Annotated in this window: 24 protein-coding genes and 1 tRNA gene; 20 read left to right on the forward strand and 5 right to left on the reverse strand. The window is 37.0% G+C overall.

What is annotated here, in order from left to right; translation table 11 throughout:
* Together ACY651_RS15955 and ACY651_RS15960 are read left to right on the forward strand one after the other, a co-directional pair.
* Positions 1-939 carry a hypothetical protein gene (locus ACY651_RS15955; RefSeq protein ID WP_462254493.1) on the forward strand — a complete coding sequence of 313 codons (939 nt, stop codon included), beginning with the start codon at positions 1-3 and terminating at the stop codon, positions 937-939.
* Positions 940-945: 6 nt separating this feature from the next.
* The gene (locus ACY651_RS15960; protein ID WP_462254494.1) at positions 946-1,467 is read left to right on the forward strand and encodes a YdeI/OmpD-associated family protein; all 522 of its coding nucleotides are present in this window, start codon (positions 946-948) and stop codon (positions 1,465-1,467) included.
* 5 nt (positions 1,468-1,472) lie between these two features.
* Here the strand turns inward: ACY651_RS15960 and ACY651_RS15965 are convergent, their stop codons facing one another.
* The 3 genes from ACY651_RS15965 to rnr all read right to left on the reverse strand — a co-directional run bounded on the left by ACY651_RS15965 (position 1,473) and on the right by rnr (position 5,343).
* Complete coding sequence (locus ACY651_RS15965) at positions 1,473-2,120, reverse strand: hypothetical protein (RefSeq protein WP_462254495.1); 648 nt, start codon at positions 2,118-2,120, stop codon at positions 1,473-1,475.
* A 64-nt stretch (positions 2,121-2,184) separates the two neighbouring features.
* Positions 2,185-3,150 carry a polyprenyl synthetase family protein gene (locus tag ACY651_RS15970; protein ID WP_462254496.1) on the reverse strand — a complete coding sequence of 322 codons (966 nt, stop codon included), beginning with the start codon at positions 3,148-3,150 and terminating at the stop codon, positions 2,185-2,187.
* 165 nt (positions 3,151-3,315) lie between these two features.
* Positions 3,316-5,343, reverse strand: coding sequence for a ribonuclease R (gene rnr, locus ACY651_RS15975; RefSeq protein ID WP_462254497.1), 2,028 nt, complete (start codon positions 5,341-5,343; stop codon positions 3,316-3,318).
* A gap of 206 nt (positions 5,344-5,549) precedes the next feature.
* Between rnr and ACY651_RS15980 the strand changes: the two genes are divergently transcribed.
* From ACY651_RS15980 to ACY651_RS16030, 11 genes are all read left to right on the forward strand, one after another.
* Entirely contained in the window at positions 5,550-6,770 is a 1,221-nt protein-coding gene (locus tag ACY651_RS15980) for an MFS transporter (RefSeq protein WP_462254498.1), read from the forward strand.
* Positions 6,771-6,803: 33 nt separating this feature from the next.
* Entirely contained in the window at positions 6,804-7,109 is a 306-nt protein-coding gene (locus ACY651_RS15985) for a hypothetical protein (protein ID WP_462254499.1), read from the forward strand.
* Positions 7,110-7,187: 78 nt separating this feature from the next.
* A complete protein-coding gene (locus tag ACY651_RS15990) occupies positions 7,188-8,576 on the forward strand; it encodes a Gfo/Idh/MocA family protein (protein WP_462254500.1) in 1,389 nt (462 codons plus the stop codon).
* Positions 8,577-8,697: 121 nt separating this feature from the next.
* Complete coding sequence (locus ACY651_RS15995; protein WP_462254501.1) at positions 8,698-9,591, forward strand: sugar phosphate isomerase/epimerase family protein; 894 nt, start codon at positions 8,698-8,700, stop codon at positions 9,589-9,591.
* 67 nt (positions 9,592-9,658) lie between these two features.
* The gene (locus tag ACY651_RS16000; protein WP_462254502.1) at positions 9,659-10,678 is read left to right on the forward strand and encodes a N(4)-(beta-N-acetylglucosaminyl)-L-asparaginase; all 1,020 of its coding nucleotides are present in this window, start codon (positions 9,659-9,661) and stop codon (positions 10,676-10,678) included.
* A gap of 41 nt (positions 10,679-10,719) precedes the next feature.
* Positions 10,720-11,499 carry a copper homeostasis protein CutC gene (locus ACY651_RS16005; RefSeq protein ID WP_462254503.1) on the forward strand — a complete coding sequence of 260 codons (780 nt, stop codon included), beginning with the start codon at positions 10,720-10,722 and terminating at the stop codon, positions 11,497-11,499.
* A gap of 116 nt (positions 11,500-11,615) precedes the next feature.
* Positions 11,616-12,245 (forward strand): DUF4294 domain-containing protein, encoded by a 630-nt coding sequence (locus tag ACY651_RS16010; RefSeq protein ID WP_462254504.1) that lies wholly within the window; start codon positions 11,616-11,618, stop codon positions 12,243-12,245.
* A gap of 127 nt (positions 12,246-12,372) precedes the next feature.
* Positions 12,373-13,146, forward strand: coding sequence for a bacillithiol biosynthesis deacetylase BshB1 (bshB1, locus tag ACY651_RS16015; RefSeq protein ID WP_462254505.1), 774 nt, complete (start codon positions 12,373-12,375; stop codon positions 13,144-13,146).
* 19 nt (positions 13,147-13,165) lie between these two features.
* A complete protein-coding gene (locus ACY651_RS16020) occupies positions 13,166-14,236 on the forward strand; it encodes a fatty acid desaturase family protein (protein ID WP_462254506.1) in 1,071 nt (356 codons plus the stop codon).
* Between the two features lie 100 nt (positions 14,237-14,336).
* Positions 14,337-14,753 carry a DUF1003 domain-containing protein gene (locus ACY651_RS16025; protein ID WP_462254507.1) on the forward strand — a complete coding sequence of 139 codons (417 nt, stop codon included), beginning with the start codon at positions 14,337-14,339 and terminating at the stop codon, positions 14,751-14,753.
* A gap of 120 nt (positions 14,754-14,873) precedes the next feature.
* Positions 14,874-16,535 carry a glutamine--tRNA ligase/YqeY domain fusion protein gene (locus tag ACY651_RS16030; protein ID WP_462254508.1) on the forward strand — a complete coding sequence of 554 codons (1,662 nt, stop codon included), beginning with the start codon at positions 14,874-14,876 and terminating at the stop codon, positions 16,533-16,535.
* Between the two features lie 79 nt (positions 16,536-16,614).
* On the opposite strand, the gene ACY651_RS16035 is transcribed toward ACY651_RS16030, so the two are convergent.
* Together ACY651_RS16035 and ACY651_RS16040 are read right to left on the reverse strand one after the other, a co-directional pair.
* Entirely contained in the window at positions 16,615-17,049 is a 435-nt protein-coding gene (locus ACY651_RS16035) for a hypothetical protein (RefSeq protein WP_462254509.1), read from the reverse strand.
* Positions 17,050-17,098: 49 nt separating this feature from the next.
* Positions 17,099-17,169, reverse strand: a tRNA-Cys gene (locus ACY651_RS16040).
* A gap of 76 nt (positions 17,170-17,245) precedes the next feature.
* Here ACY651_RS16040 and ACY651_RS16045 point away from each other — a divergent pair.
* The 7 genes from ACY651_RS16045 (at position 17,246) to ACY651_RS16075 (ending at position 22,632) form a co-directional block, all read left to right on the forward strand.
* Positions 17,246-18,124, forward strand: a complete 879-nt coding sequence (locus ACY651_RS16045) for a nucleoside phosphorylase (protein WP_462254510.1) — start codon at positions 17,246-17,248, stop codon at positions 18,122-18,124.
* Positions 18,125-18,209: 85 nt separating this feature from the next.
* Positions 18,210-18,992, forward strand: a complete 783-nt coding sequence (gene dapF / locus ACY651_RS16050; RefSeq protein WP_462254511.1) for a diaminopimelate epimerase — start codon at positions 18,210-18,212, stop codon at positions 18,990-18,992.
* The gene (locus ACY651_RS16055) at positions 18,989-19,543 is read left to right on the forward strand and encodes a DinB family protein (RefSeq protein WP_462254512.1); all 555 of its coding nucleotides are present in this window, start codon (positions 18,989-18,991) and stop codon (positions 19,541-19,543) included. The genes dapF and ACY651_RS16055 overlap by 4 nt, the downstream gene beginning before the upstream one ends.
* Positions 19,544-19,564: 21 nt before the next feature.
* Complete coding sequence (locus tag ACY651_RS16060; RefSeq protein ID WP_462254513.1) at positions 19,565-20,500, forward strand: magnesium transporter CorA family protein; 936 nt, start codon at positions 19,565-19,567, stop codon at positions 20,498-20,500.
* Positions 20,501-20,502: 2 nt separating this feature from the next.
* The gene (locus ACY651_RS16065) at positions 20,503-20,961 is read left to right on the forward strand and encodes an NUDIX domain-containing protein (protein WP_462254514.1); all 459 of its coding nucleotides are present in this window, start codon (positions 20,503-20,505) and stop codon (positions 20,959-20,961) included.
* A complete protein-coding gene (locus ACY651_RS16070; protein WP_462254515.1) occupies positions 20,962-21,546 on the forward strand; it encodes a GNAT family N-acetyltransferase in 585 nt (194 codons plus the stop codon). It begins immediately after the preceding gene.
* 51 nt (positions 21,547-21,597) lie between these two features.
* Positions 21,598-22,632, forward strand: a complete 1,035-nt coding sequence (locus ACY651_RS16075; RefSeq protein ID WP_462254516.1) for a proline iminopeptidase-family hydrolase — start codon at positions 21,598-21,600, stop codon at positions 22,630-22,632.
* The last annotated feature ends 35 nt before the right edge of the window (positions 22,633-22,667 follow it).

Here is a 22,667-nt window from a genome sequence, read left to right on the forward strand (position 1 = left end):
ATGAAAAAAATACTTATAAATATTGCTGTAATATTTTTGATCGTACTTATTTTCGACAGGCTGTTCAGTTTTGTTTTTACTAAATATATTTTTGAAAAAACGATTAGCGGAGAGAGCGGGGGAAGTCTTAATTATTTATTAGAGAAGAAAAAAAATGCTGATTATATTATTTTGGGCAGCTCCAGGGCAAAACACCAGGTTGATCCCGAAAAACTTACTGCTATTAATGGTATTGGTTATAATGCCGGTATTAATGGTGTAGGCACAATATTGCACAGTAATATTGTGCTGGATATAATGCTGCATGAAAATTTTAAACCAAAAATTATCCTGCTGCAAGTTGATGCAGTAAACTTTGCCACTGAAAATTTGGAAAATTATTTATATGGATTAAGTTCTCTTTACCCCTTTTTCAAAAAAAGCCCTCTGCTCCAAAACTCATTAAAAGAATTGGCATTAGAAGAGCGGTTAAAATTGAATTTCGACACCTATAAATTCAATGGAAAAATAACTAATATTTTTTTAAATTATTTTAAGCAAAATTCAGTCGCAAAGAATGATGGATTCGATCCTTTATATCAAACAATGGATACCATAAACCAGCAAAATTTATCTTTCGCAAAATTTACTTTCTCTGCAAAAAAATTGCAGATATTGAATAATATTATTACAAGCTGTAAACAAAATAATATTCAACTGGTAATAATTTTTCCGCCTTATTATAAAAATGTAAATTACAGGGAAGATGAAATAATTTTTTTAAAAAAATACATAAAAAACATATCCGGTAAAGTAGTTATTATTGATATGGGCAACGTTACAAATCTACCTGAAATACAAGATGCACAAAATTGGAAAGATATCGGCCATTTAAATAATATTGGAGCAGCCAAATTTTCAGCATCTCTAAACGACAGTATAAAAAAATACTTCCCTTAATTTAGAATGATAAAATTTTTCACCACCATATTAAAATTTGATAAGCAGGGCGAAAAAACCGGCTGGACTTATATTGTAATTCCTGCAAAAATTGCACAGCAATTAAAGCCAAAAAATAAAAAATCGTTTCGGGTAAAAGGTATGCTGGATGATTTTGAAATAAGCAAAGTAGCGTTAATACCCATGGGAGAAGGCGATTTTATTATGGCCATTAATGCTGCGATGCGTAAAGGCATTGGTAAAAGAAAAGGTGCAACACTTAAAGTGCAGTTAGTTGCTGATGCTGCACCCATATTGCCTCCGGCAGAATTAATAGAATGTATGGCAGATGAACCTGAAGCAGTAGCACATTACAATAGTTTACCACAAGGCCACCGCAATTACTTTACCAAATGGATTGACAGTGCAAAAACTGATATTACCAAAGCCAAACGTATTGCATTGGTAATAAAAACCATGGTGCGTAAAATGGATTTTGGTGCTATGCTTAGGGAAGAAAGAGACGAAAAAAGAAAATTAATGGGATAAAGTTGTTAAGCCCAAACAGGCAAACAAAATCTTCCATTGGTTAACGTTTTTGAATTCCCCAATCCATCATATAATATGCAGGTAAAAGTTGCTTTTACGTATATGCCATTTACAATTCCATTTAAAAAAGAAAAGTCTTCTTTTGTTATTATAAATGAACTGCCGGATTGATTACCAGTTCCGAGATCCGTTTGCCATTTTTTCCCATTGCTGTCTGTCCAGATTAATACTATGCCCTCAGTTAAACTATAGATCTTTGTGTAAGGATATTGGCCTGGTACAAAATAAGCTATAATCTGTTGCTTCAAGGGCAGATTGCTGTCAATTGCCTGTACTCCTTTATAAAAATATAATGAGTTTCTGTCAGTGCCGGTTCCGGCAATATTCTTACCTCCAACTCCCGATAGATAAAATTTTGTAGTCGCATTTCCTGCAGATTCATAAGTTGCCGCACAACCTTCCCTGCCGCTAATATTAAAATACCGTACTCCGTCAATAATACAATCGGTAAAAAAAGTGGTATCTGTAAGCGTTGTATCAACCTGTGTTGATATTTGCAGGCATTTTTCGCAAGAATATTCTTTAGTGCAGGAGCATATAAAAAATAAGCATCCTGAAAAAAATAATAATCGTATTTTTAAATTATTGCTCATTTTAGTGATGAGTAAATATAATAAAAACAACAAAGAAATAAAAGTGGCTAACCAATAAACAAAATCAACTCTCCCTCACCATTAAATACTCCGCCAACTCCATCAACGGTTTTTTTCTCACAGATAAAACCGCAACATCTTCCAAATGTTTCAAAGCAGTAGTAAAATAATTTTGCTGTAACTCTTTGGCCCAGGCATCCGCTTTGCACTCTTTAAAAATGCCTAAAACTTTTTCTACTTTATCAGCAGGGTTATCAATCATTAATTGCAGCAATTCTTTTTTTGCAGTTGCAGATGCAGCTTCCAGTGCATGTATCAGCAAAAAAGTTTTTTTATTGGCAAGGATATCCCCTCCAACCTGTTTGCCAAATTTATCGGGGTTACCAAAAGCATCTAAATAATCATCCTGCACCTGGAAGGCAATGCCGAGGTTTTTTCCAAACTTATACAAATGATTTTGATTACCCCCGCCAGCGCCACCGAGTATGGCACCCAGTTGTAAACTTGCCGCAACCAATACAGAAGTTTTTAAAGTGATCATTTTTTCATAATCTTCAAAACTTACGGTATCTCTTTTTTCAAAATCCATATCTAACTGCTGTCCTTCGCAAACCTGGCTGGCAGTAACATTAAACAACTGCAATACTTTTTGCAAATTGGCCGGCTGAATTTTATTTAAATTTTCGTAGGCCTTTACAAACATTACATCACCTGCAAGCAAAGCGGTTGATTCACCATATTTTACATGCACTGTTTGCATGCCACGGCGTACCGGCGCTTTATCCATAATGTCATCGTGTATCAAACTAAAATTATGAAACAGTTCTATTGCTGCAGCTGCATGATAGGCATCCGGATTAATTTCATCAAATAATTCATTAGCCAGCAATACACAAACTGGGCGAATTCTTTTTCCTCCAATTCCTAAAATGTATTGTGCAGGATCGTACAAACTTTCTGTATGGGTAGGAAAGTGACGAACATTAAATTTTTCTTCAAATAATTGGGAGAGTGCTGAAAAAGAATGCATTTATACAGAATGGTTTAATAATTTAATGGAGTAATATATTTGAATTAAAAGTGTCAGTCCCGATTGCAATCGGGATTGTTGAAGCCTGTATAATTTAAAAATAGTATCTCCTTCTGAAAAATTCTGACTTATTTTTTTAAATTAATGAATGCAAATAAATTATTTTTATTTTTTCTTTTTCAACCCCACTTTTGGTTTTGCTGCTTGTTTAATTAAAGCCGTATTAGTAACTTTTGCTTTTACATTTGCACCAGGCACCCACTCATAATCTAACTGCCGCTTGCCTAAATTTGCAGCCACCACTTTTATCCGCACTTTATCACCCATCCTGAATTTTCTTTTGGTGCGTAAGCCAACCAGTGCATAATCTGTTTCATCTAATCTAAAATCATCATGCTCACTTAAATCTCTTACCGTAACCATGCCTTCGCATTTATGCAATACTGTTTCTACAAAAAAACCGAATGATGCCACACCACTGATAATACCATCAAACTCTTCACCCAAATATTGCTGCATAAATTCTACCTGCTTGTATTTATTTCCGGCACGTTCTGCTTCCATTGCTTTACGTTCCCTGTCGCTGCAGTGCTTGCATTTTTCATCCATCTTCTTATCGATCTTCAAATTTTTCTCTAAGCATTCCTGTAAAATGCGGTGTACCATCACATCGGGGTAACGGCGTATGGGAGACGTAAAATGACAGTAATGCTCAAAACCCAAACCATAATGACCGATGTTGGAAGAAGTGTAAACAGCTTTTGCCATAGTGCGTATGCCCAATTGCTCCAGCACATGTTGTTCCGGTTTGCCCTGCACTTCTTTAAGCATTTTATTAAAAGATGCAGCTACGGCCGCTTCATCATGCATATCAAAAACATACCCAAACTTTTTTGCAAAGGCAACAAATGGTTTTAGTTTTTCATCATCAGGCGTATCATGTATGCGGTATGGAAAAGGCACCGGTAGTTTATTTATTTTTATTTTAGAAACATATTCAGCTACCGTTCTGTTGGCCAGCAGCATAAACTCCTCAATTAATTTATGTGCATCTTTACTTTCCTTAATTACAATGCCAATAGGTTTTCCTTTTTCATCTAATTGAAAACGCACTTCCTGCGATGAAAAATTAATAGCACCTTTTCTAAATCTTTCCCTGCGGAATTTTTGTGCCAAATCATTAAGCAACGCAATGGGTTTGTAATGCAGGCCATCTTTCTTTTCAATAATTTCCTGCACTTCATCGTACGTAAAACGGTGATTGCTGTGTATAACGGTACGGCCCAGCCAGCTGTGTTTTATTTCGGCACGGTTGTTAATCTGAAAAATTGCAGAGAAGGTATATTTGTCTTCATGCGGACGTAAAGAACATAATTCGTTCGAAATTTTTTCAGGCAACATCGGGTTTACCCTGTCTGGCAAGTAAACACTTGTGGCTCTTTCGTATGCCACTTTATCCAATAGCGATCCCGGTTTTACAAAATGGCTCACATCGGCAATGTGCACCCCAATTTCGTAATTGCCATTATCTAAATTTCTTACAGAAATAGCATCATCAAAATCTTTTGCATCATTAGGGTCAATCGTAAAAGTTAAAATGTCCCTGCAGTCTTTACGCTTAATTAATTCCTGCCGGGTAATATTTTCCGAAAGGCTGTGGGCTTCCTTCATCACCACATCATCAAACGTTAACGGAAAGCCGCAGTCAATTAAAAGTTCTTTCATGGCAAAGTCATTCATGTCTTCTGCTTTAATCACACTCACTACTTCGCCTTCAGGTTTTTTATCATCCTTATTCCATTTTGTTAAACGCACCACCACACGGTCTTTATCTTTTGCGCCATTTAATTTTTCGATAGGTACAAAAAAATCCGGCATGGGCTTTTCGGTATCGGCAGTAAAAAAAGCAAATGCTTTACTTACCTGCAGGTTGCCAATAAATTCAATTTGTTTTCTTTCGCTAACGTCTGTAATTTTTCCTTCAATACGTTTACCATTGCCGCCATCGCTTTTAATTTGCACTTTTACCATGTCGCCATGAAAAGCCCTGTTAAAATCGTTGGGCCTTACCAAAATGTCTTTATCCATTCCTTCTACCAATACAAAACCAATACCGCTTCGTGAAATATCTAATTTTCCTTTTACCGTTTTACTTTGAGAAGAACTTTTCGACTCCTTTATTTTTTTACTCATAATTTTTTTCTTTTGAATACCAGCATCATATTTTCATCCCGTACGTACGGGATCGTTGCGTCGCAATCCTTTCAACGGCATACCATTGGGGAACTTTTATCTAAGCGTAAACAGACCAAAATTATTCCTGTCTTTATTAGCTGATGCGGCAAAATATTTGAGTGCAATGTACCAACAAATTCCTACATTCGAATAAACCATCAATTGTGCAGCCACTCACAAATTCTCCACAACGTATAATTACTAAAACCATCTGGATACTTTCGCTGGTAAGTTTATTTACAGATATGGCCAGCGAAATGCTCTATCCCATCATGCCCATTTTTTTAAAGCATATTGGTTTTTCGGTAATTGCTATTGGGGTTTTAGAAGGCATTGCCGAAGCAGTGGCTGGTTTAAGCAAACCCTATTTTGGTAAATTAAGCGACAGTACAGGCAAACGTTTACCGTTTGTGCAATTGGGTTATGGGCTAAGTGCTATCAGTAAACCCATGATGGCCTTTTTTATTTATCCGCTCTGGATTTTTTTTGCAAGAACTATTGACCGTTTGGGCAAGGGCATACGCACCGGCGCAAGAGATGCATTATTAAGCGACGAAGCAACTAAAGAAACTAAGGCAACTGTTTTTGGTTTTCATCGCAGCATGGATACTTTGGGTGCGGTATTCGGCCCTGCCATTGCATTGGTATATTTATATTTTAATCCTGATAATTATAAAACACTTTTTTTAATTGCATTCGGCCCTGGTTTGCTGGCAATTATTTGCACCTTGCTCATTAAAGAAAACCCTAAACCCCTAAATCCTAAACCTCTAAACCCTAAACCTACCAACCTATTTGCCTTTATCACTTACTGGAAAACCAGCCCGGCTGCGTACAAAAAATTGGTTATTGGGTTATTGCTTTTTGCATTATTCAACAGCAGCGATGTTTTTTTATTATTAAAAATGAAAGAAAGCGGATTAACGGATACTGAAGTAATCGGCGTGTATATTTTTTACAATTTAATTTATGCCTTACTGGCTTATCCTGTGGGTATTTTGGCTGATAAGTTAGGGTTGAAAAAAATATTTTTATTGGGTCTATTTATTTTTGTGTTGGTCTATACTGGTTTTGCTTTTAATAATAACCTGGTTGTTTTTTTGGTGCTGTTTGCTTTATATGGTTTGTATGCCGCCGCAACCGAGGGTATTTCAAAAGCTTGGATAAGTAATATGGTGGATAAAAATGAAACTGCTACTGCCATTGGCACATTTGCCGGTTTTCAAAGTATTGCTGCATTATTTGCCAGCACCATTTGTGGATTGCTCTGGTATAGTTTTGGTGCCGTGGCCACTTTTTTAATTACAGCAGCAGTTACATTAATAGTGATAATTTATTTGGCTGCATATAAGGGTCAACACGGTTTAAAACCGTCAGACCCTTAAAAAAGTTTCCCTAACTTTAGTAAAAGAAAAAAAATGAAATCGTACGATACCGTAACAGAAGCATTAAAAGATTTAAAAGCCACTGGCTACACTGTTGATTTTAATATTGCTTTTGATAAAATAATTTGTTCTGATAATAAAATTTGCCTCAACCCACATGAGTTTGAAATAGTAGAAGTGCATCGTTTTGAAGGCGACACTAACCCCAGCGACGAAGATGTGGTGTATGCGATAGTATCCAAAGATGGAAAAGTAAAAGGCACTATGAGCAGTGCTTATGGCATGTATGCTGAAACTGTTTCTACAGATATGTTGAAAAAACTTTCCATGCACAAATAATTTTTATGTATGGGTCATGACGGTTTAAAACCGTCTGACCCCATGCAAAACATTCCCAAAACATAAAACTGATTGCATATGCCCTTGGCCTTTAACCGGAGAAATTTTATTAAATCAACTGCACTAACTGGTGCAGCACTTTCACTAAACAATTCCATCAAGGCATTTTCATCCGTAAAAAAAGAAAAAGTACGCATTGGTATAATAGGTGTTGGTTTGCGTTCGCATGAGCACATGGGTAATTTTTTACAAAGAGAAGATGTAGAAATAACCGCCATTGCCGATCCGCAGCAAAGAAGTATTGACGAAGCTTTAAAAGTTTTCAAAGAATACAATCGTCCTGAACCTGCTATTTATAAAAATGGTAATTACGATTATAAAAAATTATTGCAAAGAGACGATGTGGATGCTGTAATGATTTGCAGCCCGTGGGAATGGCACAGCATACAGGCCATTGATGCCATGAATGCCGGAAAAATTGTTGGTGCCGAAGTTTGTGGTGCCGTAAAATTGCAGGAGTGCTGGGATGTAGTTAATGCATCAGAAAAAACCAAAATCCCGGTGATGATGATGGAAAATGTTTGTTACCGCCGTGATGTAATGGCGGTATTAAATATGGTACGCAAAGGCATGTTTGGAGAATTACTGCACGGCCAGGGCGGCTACGAACATGATTTACGTGGTGTACTTTTTAATGATGATGTAACGGCATACAACAGTGGCGTAGAGTTTGGTAAAAATGCTTACAGTGAAGCACAGTGGCGTACCGAACATAATTTAAAACGTAACGGCGAGCTGTATCCCACACACGGCCTTGGCCCGGTTGCGGTAATGATGGATATTAACAAGGGCAACCGCATGACAAAATTATCTTCCATCGCCTCAAAGGCAAGAGGCTTGCATAAATATATTGTGGAGCATCCTAAAGGCGGCGCCAGTCACCCCAATGCAAAATTAAATTTTAAATGCGGCGATATTGTAAACACTCAAATACAATGTGCCAATGGCGAAACTATTTTATTAACTCATGATGTATCTTCTCCACGGCCTTATAATTTAGGTTTTCGGGTGCAAGGCACGGAGGGTTTGTGGCAGGACTTTGGCAGCGGCGGCAATAAACAGGGTTTTATTTATTTTCAAAAAGAAATGAATCACAATCATAAATGGGATAACACCGAAAAATGGCTGACCGATTATGATCATCCGCTATGGAAAAAATATGGTGCCAGTGCAGAAAGTGCCGGCCATGGCGGTATGGATTTTTTTGTTGACCATGCCTTTATTGAATGCATAAAACGTGGTGCCGAATTCCCTATGGATGTATATGATTATGCAAGCTGGTATGCTATAACACCTCTCAGTGAAAAAAGTATTATGGAAGGCGGCCAAGTGCAAAATATTCCTGATTTTACAAGAGGCAAATGGAAAACGAAGAAGCAGATTTTTGCATTGAATGATGAGTATTAGCAGCCCATCCTATCCTTCCCCAAGGAAAGAGAAATGGAGAACATGGGAGCAGTGAACATATTTTTTAGCGGATGCTTAGTAAAGAGCAGAAACAAGGCCAAATATTTTTTAACTATACAAAATGACAACAAGACGAAAATTCATTAAACAAAGTACGCTGATAGGAATGGGTGGCTTTATAAATCCTGACTTTTTTAAAAAAAATAAGTATAAACTGGGGTTACAACTTTATACACTAAATAAAGAAATGAATACCGATTTGGCAGGTGCTCTTAAAAAAGTAGCTGCCTTCGGCTATAAAGAAGTGGAAACTTTTGGATTTAATTTTGGTGCCACTAAAAATTATTGGAATCTTGAACCAAAAACTTTAAAACAAATTTTGGATGAAAATGGACTGCACAGCATTAGCGGACATTATGCCTTAAATAATTTTATGCTGCCCGGCAAAACTGATGATGACTTAAAGCGTTATGTAGATGAGAGTATTAATGGTGCGTTAACATTGAAACAAGAATACATTGTGTGGCCCTGGCTTAACCCTGAGTCGAGAACTATTGAAAAGTTTAAGATACTTGCAGAAAAATTGAACACGATTGGGGAGCAAATTAAAAAAGCCAATTTGCAGTTGGCATACCATAATCACGGTTTTGAATTTGATGAGCAAGATGGTAAAAAGGGCTTTGATATTATTTTAAATGAAACCGACAGCGGTTTGGTGAAAATAGAAATGGATATTTATTGGTTTTCACATTCTTCAAAATTACCGGCACATTATTATTTTGAAAAATATCCCGGCAGGTTTCCATTGCTGCATTTTAAAGACATGGATAAAACAGACAGAGAACTGCATACTGTTTTAGGTGAAGGAAGTATAAATTTTAAGCCCTATGTTGCGGATTATAAACTTGCCGGAGTAAAACACATTATGGTTGAGCAAGGAAACAATTATTTGCCCGATGCCTTTGATTGCGTAAAACGCAGTGCAGTGTATATGAAGAAAAATTTAGTGCTTTAGAAATTCAGTTGAAGAACCGATAGAAATCTCACAGCATAACAAATGCCCGTTATAAAAAATAAACTAAATGCTTAACAGACGAAAATTCCTCCACCTCTCCGCCTTAATTGCACCACTCGTTGCAGCAAAAAAATCAATTGCTAACGGCCTGGAGGGTACGACAAAACCAATTGTAATTTCTACCTGGGATAGCGGCATGGCAGTAAATGCCGAAGCCTGGAAAATATTATCTAAAAAAGGCCGGGCATTAGATGCGGTGGAAGCCGGAGCTATGCACATAGAAAATGAAATTAATTGCTGCGTTGGCTTGGGGGGCTACCCCGACAGAGATGGTATTGTAACATTAGACAGTTGCATTATGGACGAATATGCCAACTGTGGTGCAGTAGCTGGTTTGGAAAGAATAAAACATCCTGTTTCAGTAGCCAGGAAAGTGATGGAAAATACACCGCATGTAATTTTAGTGGGTGCAGGCGCACAGCAATTTGCAGTAGAGAATGGCTTTGTTTTGGAAAGTACCGAACTATCTGCTGATGCAAAAAAAGCTTATGCCGATTGGTTGAAAAAAAGTGAATATAAACCGGTTATTAATATTGAAAACAAAAAAGCTAACGGTCCGTTTGCGCCAAACTTTTTTGATGATGGCACTGCCAATCATGATACGATGGGATTATTAGCAATGGACGCAATGAATAATTTAAGCGGCGCAGTAACCACCAGTGGAATGGCTTTTAAATTGCATGGCCGTGTGGGAGATTCACCCATTATTGGTGCAGGGTTATTTGTTGATAATGAAATTGGCGCTGCCACCAGCAGCGGTACCGGCGAAGAAGTGATTCGCATTTGCGGAACACATTTGGTGGTAGAATTTATGCGGCAGGGATTAAGCCCCGAAATGGCCTGCAAAAAAGCTGTAGAAAGAATTGTAAAAAGAGACAGAAAAAAAGCAAAAGAATTGCAGGTAGGTTTTTTAGCACTCAATAAAAAAGGGCAATACGGAGCGTACGCCATTCAAAAAGGTTTTGTGTTTAGTGTAAAGAGTGGATTGGAAAATAAAATTCACGAATCGAAATTTCTTATACCCTAAATCCCTAAAGGGACTTTATACCTCAAGCATTAAAGTTTATCATGAAACAAATCCACTCTGAATTTAAAAGTGCAAAAGCCCCTTCAGGGGTTTGGGGTTTAGAAATTATCGCCTTCAACACCGAAAGTTGCCAAATAGCACAGGCTTCCGGCGCAACAAGAATTGAACTCTGCGATAACCCTGGCGACGGCGGCACCACACCTTCTTACGGTTTTGTAAAAGCAGCAAGAGAAAAATTGCAGATTGAATTGTATGCCATGATAAGGCCACGTGGCGGTGATTTTTTTTACAGCGATGACGAGTTTGAAATTATGAAAACCGATGTGCTGATGCACAAACAACTCGGGTGCGATGGTGTGGTAATTGGCATGTTAAACAAAGATGGCAGTGTAGATACTGATCGTAGTAAACAATTGGTGCAACTGGCTTATCCCATGGGAGTAACTTTTCAAAGAGCATTCGACAGGGTGAATGATCCTTTTAAAGCTTTGGAAGATATTATTGCAATTGGATGCGAAAGAATTTTAACCAGCGGCCTTGTACCCAATTGCCTTGACGGAGCCCCTTTAATTGCACAATTAATAAAGCAGGCCGATGAAAGAATTATTATAATGCCCGGCAGTGGTTTAAGATCAACCAATGTAATTGAAGTGGCAAAAATTACCGGAGCAACAGAATTTCACACTTCTGCCAGGATTTTTGTGGATACACAAATGGATTTTGTTGTTGATGCCATGGAGGAAAATTTACAAAAAGTAATAGTGGATGGGGAAGAAGTGAAAAAGATTGGGGAACTGCTGAAAAACCATCATTCCGAGTGAGTCACCCCGAATGATGCAACATTTCGGTAAAAAACCGTGTCTTATAATAAAATTTTATGGTTACTTTAAGCATCTTGCCGTATTAATACAAAAATGCTTTAGTAATTTTATGCCCAATGCCAATCCGCAACAGTTCCATATCATTCAAAATTTTTGTACTGCTTTTTGTATTATTTATTTCAACAAAAAATAATATTACGGTTGCACAAACAGGTGTTAACGATACCATTTTGGTTGCAATGGTGGTTTACAATGGCGATACGATGGAGGCTAAAACACTGGTTGACGTTTCTGTAGCTGCATATCTTACTAAAAAACAGGTAGAAGCCAATGCTAAATGGACAAGACTGAGAAATGCGGTTTATGTAACTTATCCGTATGCCAAACGTGCCGGGGCAGTTTTAAACGATATCAACCTGAAATTAACCAATGTAACTGATAAAAAACTCCGTAAAGATTACATCAAATCAAGAGAAAAAGAATTAAAAAAAGAGTTTACCGATCCGCTCACTAATTTATCCGTTTACCAGGGCAAAGTATTAATGAAACTCATCAACCGGGAAACCGGCAATAACTGCTATGAAATAATTAAAGAATACAAAGGCGGAGTAACAGCCAGGCTCTATCAAACAGTTGCGTTTTTCTTCGACAGTAATTTAAAACAATCTTACAATGCCGCAGGCGATGATGCGGCTATTGAAAAAATTGTTATTGAAGTGCGGCGTATGTATGGTTATGGCAGTTAAGTAAATAAGTACCCGCTAAAACAATAGTCTTTACACATTACCCTATTGCCCATTCACCATTCACCCTTCCTTAATTTGGCTTTACTGCAACAGTTTACTACTTGAAACCTGCCAAAAAATGTGTAGCTTGCACCCAGAAATTTTAGACTACAGAATGAAGTTAGATTTATTAGCCTTTGGTGTTCATCCGGATGATGTGGAATTAAGTTGTGCCGGGGTTTTACTGGTTGAACAATTGAATGGAAAAAAAGCAGGCATTATCGATCTTACGCAAGGCGAATTGGGTAGCAGGGGAACAGCTGAAATTAGAATGCAGGAAGCTGCGGCTGCTTCAAAAATTTTAGGAATTACTGCAAGAGAGAATTTAAAAATGGCCGATGGTTTTTTTGCCAATGATGAAGCACACCAGCGCAAAGTAATTACAGCACTAAGAAAGTACCAGCCCGAAATTATTTTATGCAATGCCCCAACCGACCGGCATCCCGATCATGGACGTTCGGCAAAATTGGTGGCAGATGCGGCATTTCTTTCGGGGCTAAAAAAGATTGAAACAACGGATAATGGAGTGCAGCAGGAAGCATGGCGTCCAAAATATGTTTTCAATTACATTCAGGATAAATTTTTAGAGCCTGATTTTGTAATTGACATTACAAATGTTTTTGAACAAAAGATTGAAGCAATAAAAGCATACGGTTCACAGTTTTATGCACAGCATCCTGCGGATAACACAGACAGTAAAGAGCCGCAAACTTATATTTCTACTCCTGATTTTTTAGATAGTGTGGTGTACAGGCATAAGTGGTTTGGAAAAATGATAGGTGTAAAATATGCGGAAGGTTTTATAACACAAAAAATGATTGGCTTAAATAATTTTGATGCCATCATAAAAAATAATACTTAATACAACAAACAATATCATTATGGCAACCCCAAAATTCTTAAATGTAGCCGGTTCTACCTTTCACCAGGAATTAAAAAGAAGGGTGAACGACTATTTTACAAAATCGCAAAAACCTGCTACCGGTAATTTTGGATTATATTTTAAAGCGGTACTTTTTTGGGCATCTTATGTATTGCTGTATGTGCATGTAGTTTTTTTTACTCCTCCAACATGGATTGCCATTTTAGAATGTGTTTTAATGGGTGGCTTAACTGCGGCCATTGGTTTTAATGTAATGCACGATGGTGGCCACGGCAGTTTCAGCAACAGTAAATTCTGGAATAAAATTGCTGCGTTCTCTGTAAATGCATTGGGGGCAAGTGCCATTATGTGGAATAACAAACACAATATTATTCACCACACTTATACCAATATTGATGGTGTGGATGATGATATTGAAATTAAGCCCATGCTAAGGATGTGTGCCACACAAAAAAAATATAAAATTCACCGCTACCAGCATATTTATGTTTGGTTTTTGTACACGCTACTGTTAATCATCTGGGTTTTTGCTACAGATTATACTAAATATTTTAAAAAGAAAGTAGGCAGCGTGCCCATTAAAAAAATGAGCAGGTTCGAACATTTTGCATTTTGGACAGCCAAAGCCGGTTATTATTTTATGATGATTGTATTGCCTATTATGCTTTTAGGTTTTGTACAATGGATGGTGGGGTTTTTAATAATAGCAATGCTTGCAGGTTTAATATTAAGTGTGGTTTTTCAACTGGCACATACAGTAGAAGAAACAGCTTTTCCTGTACCGGATGCAGATATAAATAAAATAGAAAACGAATGGGCTATTCATCAAATAGAAACCACGGCAAACTTTGCAACAAAGAACAGGTTAATTTCCTGGTTGGTAGGTGGATTAAATTTTCAGATTGAGCATCACCTTTTTCCAAAAATTTCTCATGTACACTACCCTGAAATAAGTAAAATAATTAAACAGACCTGCCAGGAGTATGGTGTAAAATATATTGAGTTCAGAAGAATGCGGCATGCATTGGTTTCGCATACCATGCACTTAAAAAGAATGGGAAGGGTTTAAATTTTAAATTTATTTTAGCGGGCCTTTTTATTATCTCATATTGAATAATAAAAAGGCTTTTTTTATAAAGCAATATTTTAAATTGAATAAAATTAGTACAATGGCAAAAAAGACCTGGCACACCAAACACAAAGAAACGTACACCTTTGGCGATAAAATTGCTGATGCTGTTGCAAGCGGAATGGGCTCCTGGAAATTTATTATTTGGCAAAGTATTTTTGTAGTAATCTGGATGCTGTTAAACGTAATTGGTTTTGTACGTCATTGGGATGTGTATCCTTTTATTTTATTAAACCTCATATTTTCTACCCAGGCTGCTTATGCCGCACCAATAATTATGATGGCGCAAAACCGGCAGGCAGGCAGGGACCGCATTCAGGCAGAAGAAGATTATCAAACCAATATTGATGCAAAAAAAGAGATAGAAGCATTGCAAATGCACCTCAGTAAAATAGAATCAGAAAAATTAGATAAAATTATTTTACTGCTGCAGGAAATGAAAAGTAAACAGGGGTGAGGTATTTTCACCCTTCTTAAAAATACAAAACTTTAAAGCATTTATATAAGGTTGGCAACCCTTTGCTAAAAGGCCGTTTATAAATCCCGTTTCCGTAAATTTGTGCCTTAACCAAAAAAGATGAGTGAAGAAAAGAGTTTAAATTTTATAGAAGAAATTATTGAAGACGATCTTAAAAACGGAAAACACCAATCCATTCTTACCCGTTTTCCGCCGGAGCCTAATGGCTACCTGCATATTGGTCATGCAAAAGCTATTTGCTTAAATTTTGGTTTGGGATTAAAGTATGGCGGCAAAACAAACCTGCGTTTTGACGATACTAATCCTGTAACAGAAGAAACAGAATATGTTGACAGTATTAAAGAAGATATACAATGGCTGGGCTTTAACTGGGCCAACGAATTTTATGCATCAGATTATTTTGATCAGCTGTATGCATTTGCCATCGACTTAATAAAAAAAGGATTGGCTTATGTTGATGATTTATCTGCAGAAGAAATTGCTGCATTAAAAGGAACGCCAACAGAAGCCGGTAAAGACAGCCCTTACCGCAACCGGACCATTGAAGAAAATCTTTCTTTATTTACTGCAATGAAGGAGGATAAATATAAAGATGGAGAAAAAGTTTTACGGGCAAAAATTGATATGGCGCATGTAAATATGCTGATGAGGGATCCTATCATTTACCGCATTAAACATGCCCACCATCACCGCACCGGCGATACCTGGTGTATTTACCCGATGTACGATTTTGCCCATGGACAAAGCGACAGCATAGAAAATATTACCCACAGCATTTGTACATTAGAATTTATACCGCACCGTGAGTTGTACGATTGGTGTATTGAAAAATTAAACATTTTTCCATCGCATCAATACGAGTTTGCCAGGTTGAATATGACTTACACCGTAATGAGTAAAAGAAAATTACTGGAGTTGGTTAATGAAGGTTACGTAACGGGCTGGGATGACCCAAGAATGCCCACACTCAGCGGCTTTAGAAGAAAAGGATATACACCTGAAAGCATACGTTTGTTCTGCGATAAAATTGGCGTAGCCAAAAGAGAAAATTTAATCGACATAAGTTTACTGGAATTTTGTTTACGGGAAGAATTAAATAAAACTGCTTTACGGATGATGGCGGTTTTAGATCCAGTAAAATTAATTATTACTAATTATGAAGAGGGTAAAACTGAAGAATTGATTAGCGAAAATGGCCCTGATGAAGCTATGGGGAGCAGAACGATTCCATTTAGTAAAGAGCTGTGGATAGAGCGGGAAGATTTTATGGAAGTGGCGGCTAAAAAATGGTTTCGTTTAGCGCCGGGTGCTATGGTGCGTTTAAAAAGTGCTTACATTGTAAAATGCGAAAGCGTCACAAAAGATGAGAGCGGAAATATTACCGCCATACATTGCACTTACCTGCCCGAAACAAAAAGCGGCAGTGATAACAGTGGCATTTCAGTTAAAGGAACTATACATTGGGTAAGTGCTGCACATGCAGTAAATGCCGAAGTAAGATTATACGACCGTTTGTTTAAAGCAGAAAATCCTGCAGCAGAAGAAGGCGATTTTAAAGAAAATATCAACCCCGATTCTTTACAAATTATTAAAAACGCATTTATAGAACCTTCTCTGGCTGCTGCAACTTTACAGGGGCGTTACCAGTTTTTACGCAAAGGCTATTTTTGCCTGGATAAAGATTCCACCAAAGAAAAATTAGTATTTAACCGCACCGTTACTTTAAAAGATGCATGGGGTAAAGAAGTGAAGAAAAATTAATATTTATCTATGTATCCTGTCTGCCTATGTGTAAAATTGCATGGTAGTTATACAGTCTGTTAAAAACTTAAAGTAGTTTTTACATTTTATTTTTCCCGGCAACATTTCCCTCAATTTTCATATTGGGAAATACGCAGGCAACCAGCATTGTCACTGTAGAAAACAACACAATAAAAATGCCCACCCTTTTCTCGGGGCAATAAGCATTGTAGCAGGATGTATAAAGGATATAACACTTAAAGGCGTACGCCAGTGTAAACGCACTTATAAAGAGGTTGGTTCTTTTAGCCCACACTTTGGGCAAAATCATCAATATTAAAATAACAATGCCAAAAAAAACTAAAAACAATCCGGGTTTGCCATATTGTTGTTTGTAAGAATAAAACCCGGTAAACGTCCTTTCTGCTTCAGTGGCAATATTACTGTCGGCATAATATGCCCAGGGCAAAAAACACGAAATAATTAATGTAATGCAGGCCGCAATGCCCAGCCAGGATAATATTTTTGAACTCATAAAATTTATTAAAAAAGCCCCGGGATTTATATCGGGGCGATTTTTTTTGAGGTCCCTAGCGGATTCGAACCGCTGTAGAAGCTTTTGCAGAGCTTTGCCTAGCCACTCGGCCAAAGGACCTTTTTTAGTGTTGCAAAAATAGGGTATTTTTAGGCAAAATTATTCGCCTGACTAAATTGATTATCAAAAAAATAGTATGAACAGTATTGCTGCATCCGAACTTATTATAAACAACCGTGGCGCTATTTATCATTTAGATTGCCGCCCCGAAGAAATTGCTGCAACCATTATAACTGTTGGCGACCCCGACAGGGTAGGAGAAGTAAGTAAACATTTTGATTCGGTTGAAATAAAAAATAACCACAGAGAGTTTGTAACGCATACCGGTTTTCTTAATAAAAAAAGAATAACAGTAGTAAGCACAGGCATTGGTACCGATAATATTGATATTGTTTTAAACGAATTGGATGCATTGGTAAATATTGATTTTGAAACAAGAACGATAAAAGAAAATTTAACGCAATTAAATATTATAAGAATTGGCACATCAGGTTCTTTACAAATGGATATTCCCGTAGATAGTTTTGTGGTAAGCACACATGGCCTTGGTATTGATAACCTGTTAAATTTTTACCGCCTTAATAATAATGAAGAAGAAAAACAATTGGTACAATCTTTTGTAACACAAACGCAACTGAATAACAATTTTGCACAACCTTATATCAGCAGTGCAAGCGGCGCATTATTAAAAAATTTTGTGGATGGTTTTCATCATGGCATTACGGTTACCTGCCCGGGCTTTTATGGGCCACAGGGCCGGGTGCTGCGTTTAGGATTGGCCAATCCTGCTTTGATAGATAACTTAACTTCATTTACTTTTGGGCAGCACCGCATTACCAATTTTGAAATGGAAACCGCAGGCATTTACGGACTGGGGAATATTTTAGGGCATCACTGCCTTTCTATAAGTGCTATTGTTGCCAACCGCATTTCAAAAGAGTTTAGTAAAGATGGTAATGCTACAGTAGAGAATTTAATTAAAAAATCACTTGAAATAATTTCAAGTACAATTTAAAATGAAATGAGCCATAAGAAAAGCTGGAATCAGGGAAAAAGGTTACAGGCGAATTCCATGTGGCCAAAAACAATAAACATAGCACATGAAAATAGAATTTTATAAATACCAGGGAACAGGAAATGATTTTGTTATTTTAGATAACAGGGATAATAAGTATGCTGATCTTTCTGTAAAACAAATAAAACATATCTGCGACCGCCGTTTTGGCATTGGCGGCGATGGTTTAATGCTGCTTGCAAAAAAAGACGGCTACGATTTTGAAATGATTTATTTTAATGCTGATGGTAACGAAAGCAGCATGTGTGGCAATGGTGGAAGATGCCTTGTAAAATTTGCTTATCACATGGGCATACATAAAAACACCTATCATTTTTTAGCAACCGATGGCGAACACTTTGCCGATATTGGTATTGACAAAATTATACGATTGAAAATGAAAGATGTTGCAAAGGTGGAAGAGCATTCATCGTATGCCATTTTAAATACCGGATCGCCGCACTTTGTAAAATTTGCCACTAATGTAAAAGAAATTGATGTAGTGGAAACAGGTCGTGAAATTCGTTATAGTGCTGCATTTGAAAAGGAAGGCATTAATGTAAATTTTGTAGAGTCGGTTGATGAGGATAGCATTTTTGTACGCACTTACGAACGTGGGGTAGAAGATGAAACAATGAGTTGCGGTACGGGGGTTACAGCATCGGCATTAATGAGTGCCCATAACGAAAATGGATTTAACCGGGTAGAAGTGCAAACACCCGGAGGCCATTTAAGTGTGGAGTTTGAAAAAACTGCTGATGAGCATTTTCAAAATATATGGCTCTGCGGCCCGGCAGAATTTGTATATAAAGGCGAAATGGAAATATGAAAAAAGAAGAAATAATAAAGGCTGCGGAAAAAGCGTTTTCAGCATTCACACATTATTGCAATGGTGTAAATGAAAATATTTTTTTTGATAAGCCTTCCGCAAAATGGTCGGTGGCAGAAAATATGCAGCACCTTATTGTTGCTACCAATACTTCCACATTGGCATTTTCTTTACCGAAATTTTTGGTGCGCTGGGCTGGTGGTACACCCAACCGAAAATCAAGAACTTACGAAGAGCTGGTAGCCAAATACAAAAATAAATTAGCAGAAGGAGGTGCAGCAAGTGGCAGGTTTATACCTAAACGCATTAAATTAAGTTTTGGTAAACAAAAACTTATGATGCGTTGGACCAGTGCAGCCCTTAATCATATTGCGGCTATAAAAAAAACTAAGACAGAAGATGAATTAGATAATTATTTAGTGAAACATCCGCTGCTGGGAAGAATTACTTTACGTGAACTTTGTTACTTTACTATTTACCATACCGAACATCATTTAAACATCATTTCTGCCATTTCCCCTTTTCCTAAAAATGCTGTTAAGGAAGATTAAAGCAAGAACGCAAAATAATTTATGATTCAGTATTTTAAAATTATAGAACACCAAACAATTGCCATAGACAAACCCGAAATTGGGAGTTGGGTAAATGTGCTGCCACCATTAAAGCAGGAAGAATTTACTGAATTAAGCGAAAGCCTTGACATACCGATTGACTTTTTAAAAGATTCCTTAGATATTGATGAACGCAGCCGTTACGAAATTGATGATAATGTAAAACTGGTGGTAATAAAAACGCCTACCGAAAATAATTCATTTAACGACAGTGATGCATTTTATATCACCATTCCTATTTGTATTATTTTAACGCACAACCAAATTGTAACCGTTAATTCTTTTGAGAACGAAGCCATAAAAAAATTCCTGAACAGTTTTCAAAACCGCCATCCCGATAAAAAAAATATGATGGTGCTGAAAATATTTGAAAAAATTACCGCCAACTTCCAGGAATATCTTAAAGAAATTAACCAGCGCCGCAATGTGCTGGAACAAAAATTATACGATGCCAACCGTAACCAGGAATTGCTGCAGTTAATGCGTATTCAAAAAAGTTTGGTGTATTTTATTACTGCATTACGCAGTAACGAACTGCTGATGATGAAACTGGCACGTACCAATATTTTACAGTTAACTGATGATGAAAAAGATTTTTTAGATGACCTGGTGGTAGAAACATCGCAGGCATTGGAAACTGCAAATACTTATACAACAATCTTAAGCTCTTCGCTTGATGCATTTGCAAGCATCATAAGTAATAACCAGAACGAGGTACTGAAACGGCTTACCACCCTAACTATATCTTTAAGTGTGCCGGTTTTAATTGCCAGCATTTATGGTATGAATGTGCCCATACCTTATAGTCAGTCGCATCTGGCTTTTTGGCTGCCGGTATTAATTTCATTTATCATTTTGGGGTTTGTTGTTTGGAACTATCTGAAAAGAAAAAAATAATCATGTTCAATATAAGGGTGTACGGCATTTTAATAAATAAACAAAAACAGGTTTTGGTTAGTGATGAATATATACGTGGCATGTACATTACTAAATTTCCGGGTGGAGGGTTGGAGCTTGGCGAAGGCACAAGAGATTGCCTTAAAAGAGAATTTTTAGAAGAGATGAATTTGAACATAGAAGTGGGTGAGCATATTTACACCACCGATTTTTTTCAGATGAGTGCTTTTAATAAAGATCAACAGATAATATCCATTTATTATTTTGTAAAAGCATTGGAAGAAATTAAAGCGCCGCTTAGAGAAAAGGAATTTGATTTTGACGAAAGGGAATTAAAAATGTATGCCGATACCGGGGAAACAGAAACTTTCCGTTTTGTTGACTGGCAAAATTTTTCTGCAGCATCGGTAACTTTACCTATCGATAAAATAATTGCATCTTTACTTAAAGAGAAATATTAAGTGGATTATACAAATTTTTTCAGCAACACCATAGTTTTAGAAGACGATCTTGTGCGTATTGAACCGCTGGAAGAAAAACATTTTGAATTGCTGTTGCCTGTTGCAATGCAAAAAGAATTATGGTTGTACACCATACAGCAAATAAATTCCCCGGAAGATTTTAAAAAATATTTCGACACAGCATTAAAAGAAAAGGAGCAGCAAAAATCATTTCCGTTTGCGTATTTTAATAAGCAAACACAACTGTATGTAGGCAGCACCCGCTATCTTAATATCGATTTTGGCAACCTTCGTTTAGAAATTGGCTCAACCTGGCTGCACCCTTCCATGCATGGAACGGGTTTTAATAAACATTGTAAATTTTTACTGCTCTCTTATGCGTTTGAACAATTATTGCTTAACCGGGTTGAATTAAAAACCAGTCACCTTAATTTAAAATCGCAAAAAGCCATGCTGAAAATTGGTGCAATTAGGGAAGGTGTTTTTCGCAACCATATTGTTAACGATGATGGGAGTATAAGGCACAGCCATTTTTTTAGTTTTATAAAAGAAGAATGGCCGGTTATAAAACAAACAATTTTTTAAGAGTTTGTTTTGTAAATAAAAAATTCTACATTGTTTACTCAAAACTAATTTATGAAAAATGTACTTTACCTTTTTGCCTGCCTGATAATTTTTTCCTGCAATAATCAAAACAAAGAACCAACAACAACTGTATCAACTTCATTAACCGATAGTTTGCTATACAGCGAAGTGCAGGTTGGTGGCGTAAAAGTTTTTCCTGTAGAAACCCCCAAAGGAAAATTTAATATCTGGACAAAAAGCATGGGCAATAACCCCAAAATAAAAGTGCTTTTATTAAACGGTGGGCCAGGTTCCACTCATGAATATTTTGAATGCTTCGAAAATTTTTTACCACAACACGATATTGAATTTATTTATTACGATCAACTGGGTTGCGGCCTTTCGGATAATCCAAAAGATACCAGCATGTGGGATTTAGCAAGGTTTGTAGAAGAAGTAGAGCAGGTACGTAAAGCGCTTAATCTTACAAAAGATAATTTTTATTTACTGGGCCATAGCTGGGGCGGAATATTAGCTATGCAGTACGCATTAAAATACCAGGATAATTTAAAAGGATTAATCATTAGCAACATGATGAGCAGTTGCCCGGCATATGGTAAATATGCACAGGAAGTTTTAGCGCCGCAGTTCAATCAAAAAGTTTTAGATACAATAAGGCAAATAGAAAAGAAAGGCGATTTTGCTAACCCAAAATATATGCAATTATTAATGCCACATTTTTATGCTAAACATATTTGCCGCATTCCGTTAGAGCAGTGGCCCGAACCAATGACCCGTTCTTTCAGTAAATCAAATCAATCTTTGTATGTTACCATGCAGGGGCCAAGTGAATTTGGCATTGGCGGTAATTTAACCAACTGGGATGTTAGCAAGCAATTGCCACAAATAAAAACTCCCACACTTACCATTGGTGGCACTTACGATACTATGGATCCCGAACACATGAAATGGATGAGTACACAATTGCCGCACGGCAGATTTTTACTTTGTCCCAATGGCAGCCACATGAGTATGTACGATGATCAAAAAAATTATTTTCCGGGATTAATACAATTTATAAAAGATGTTGATGCAGGAAAGTTGTAACTAAGCCAAAAGAAAAGCTCCGCAAAAAACGGAGC

The organism is Ferruginibacter sp. (assembly GCF_031391665.1).
Taxonomy (GTDB): Bacteria; Bacteroidota; Bacteroidia; order Chitinophagales; family Chitinophagaceae; genus Ferruginibacter.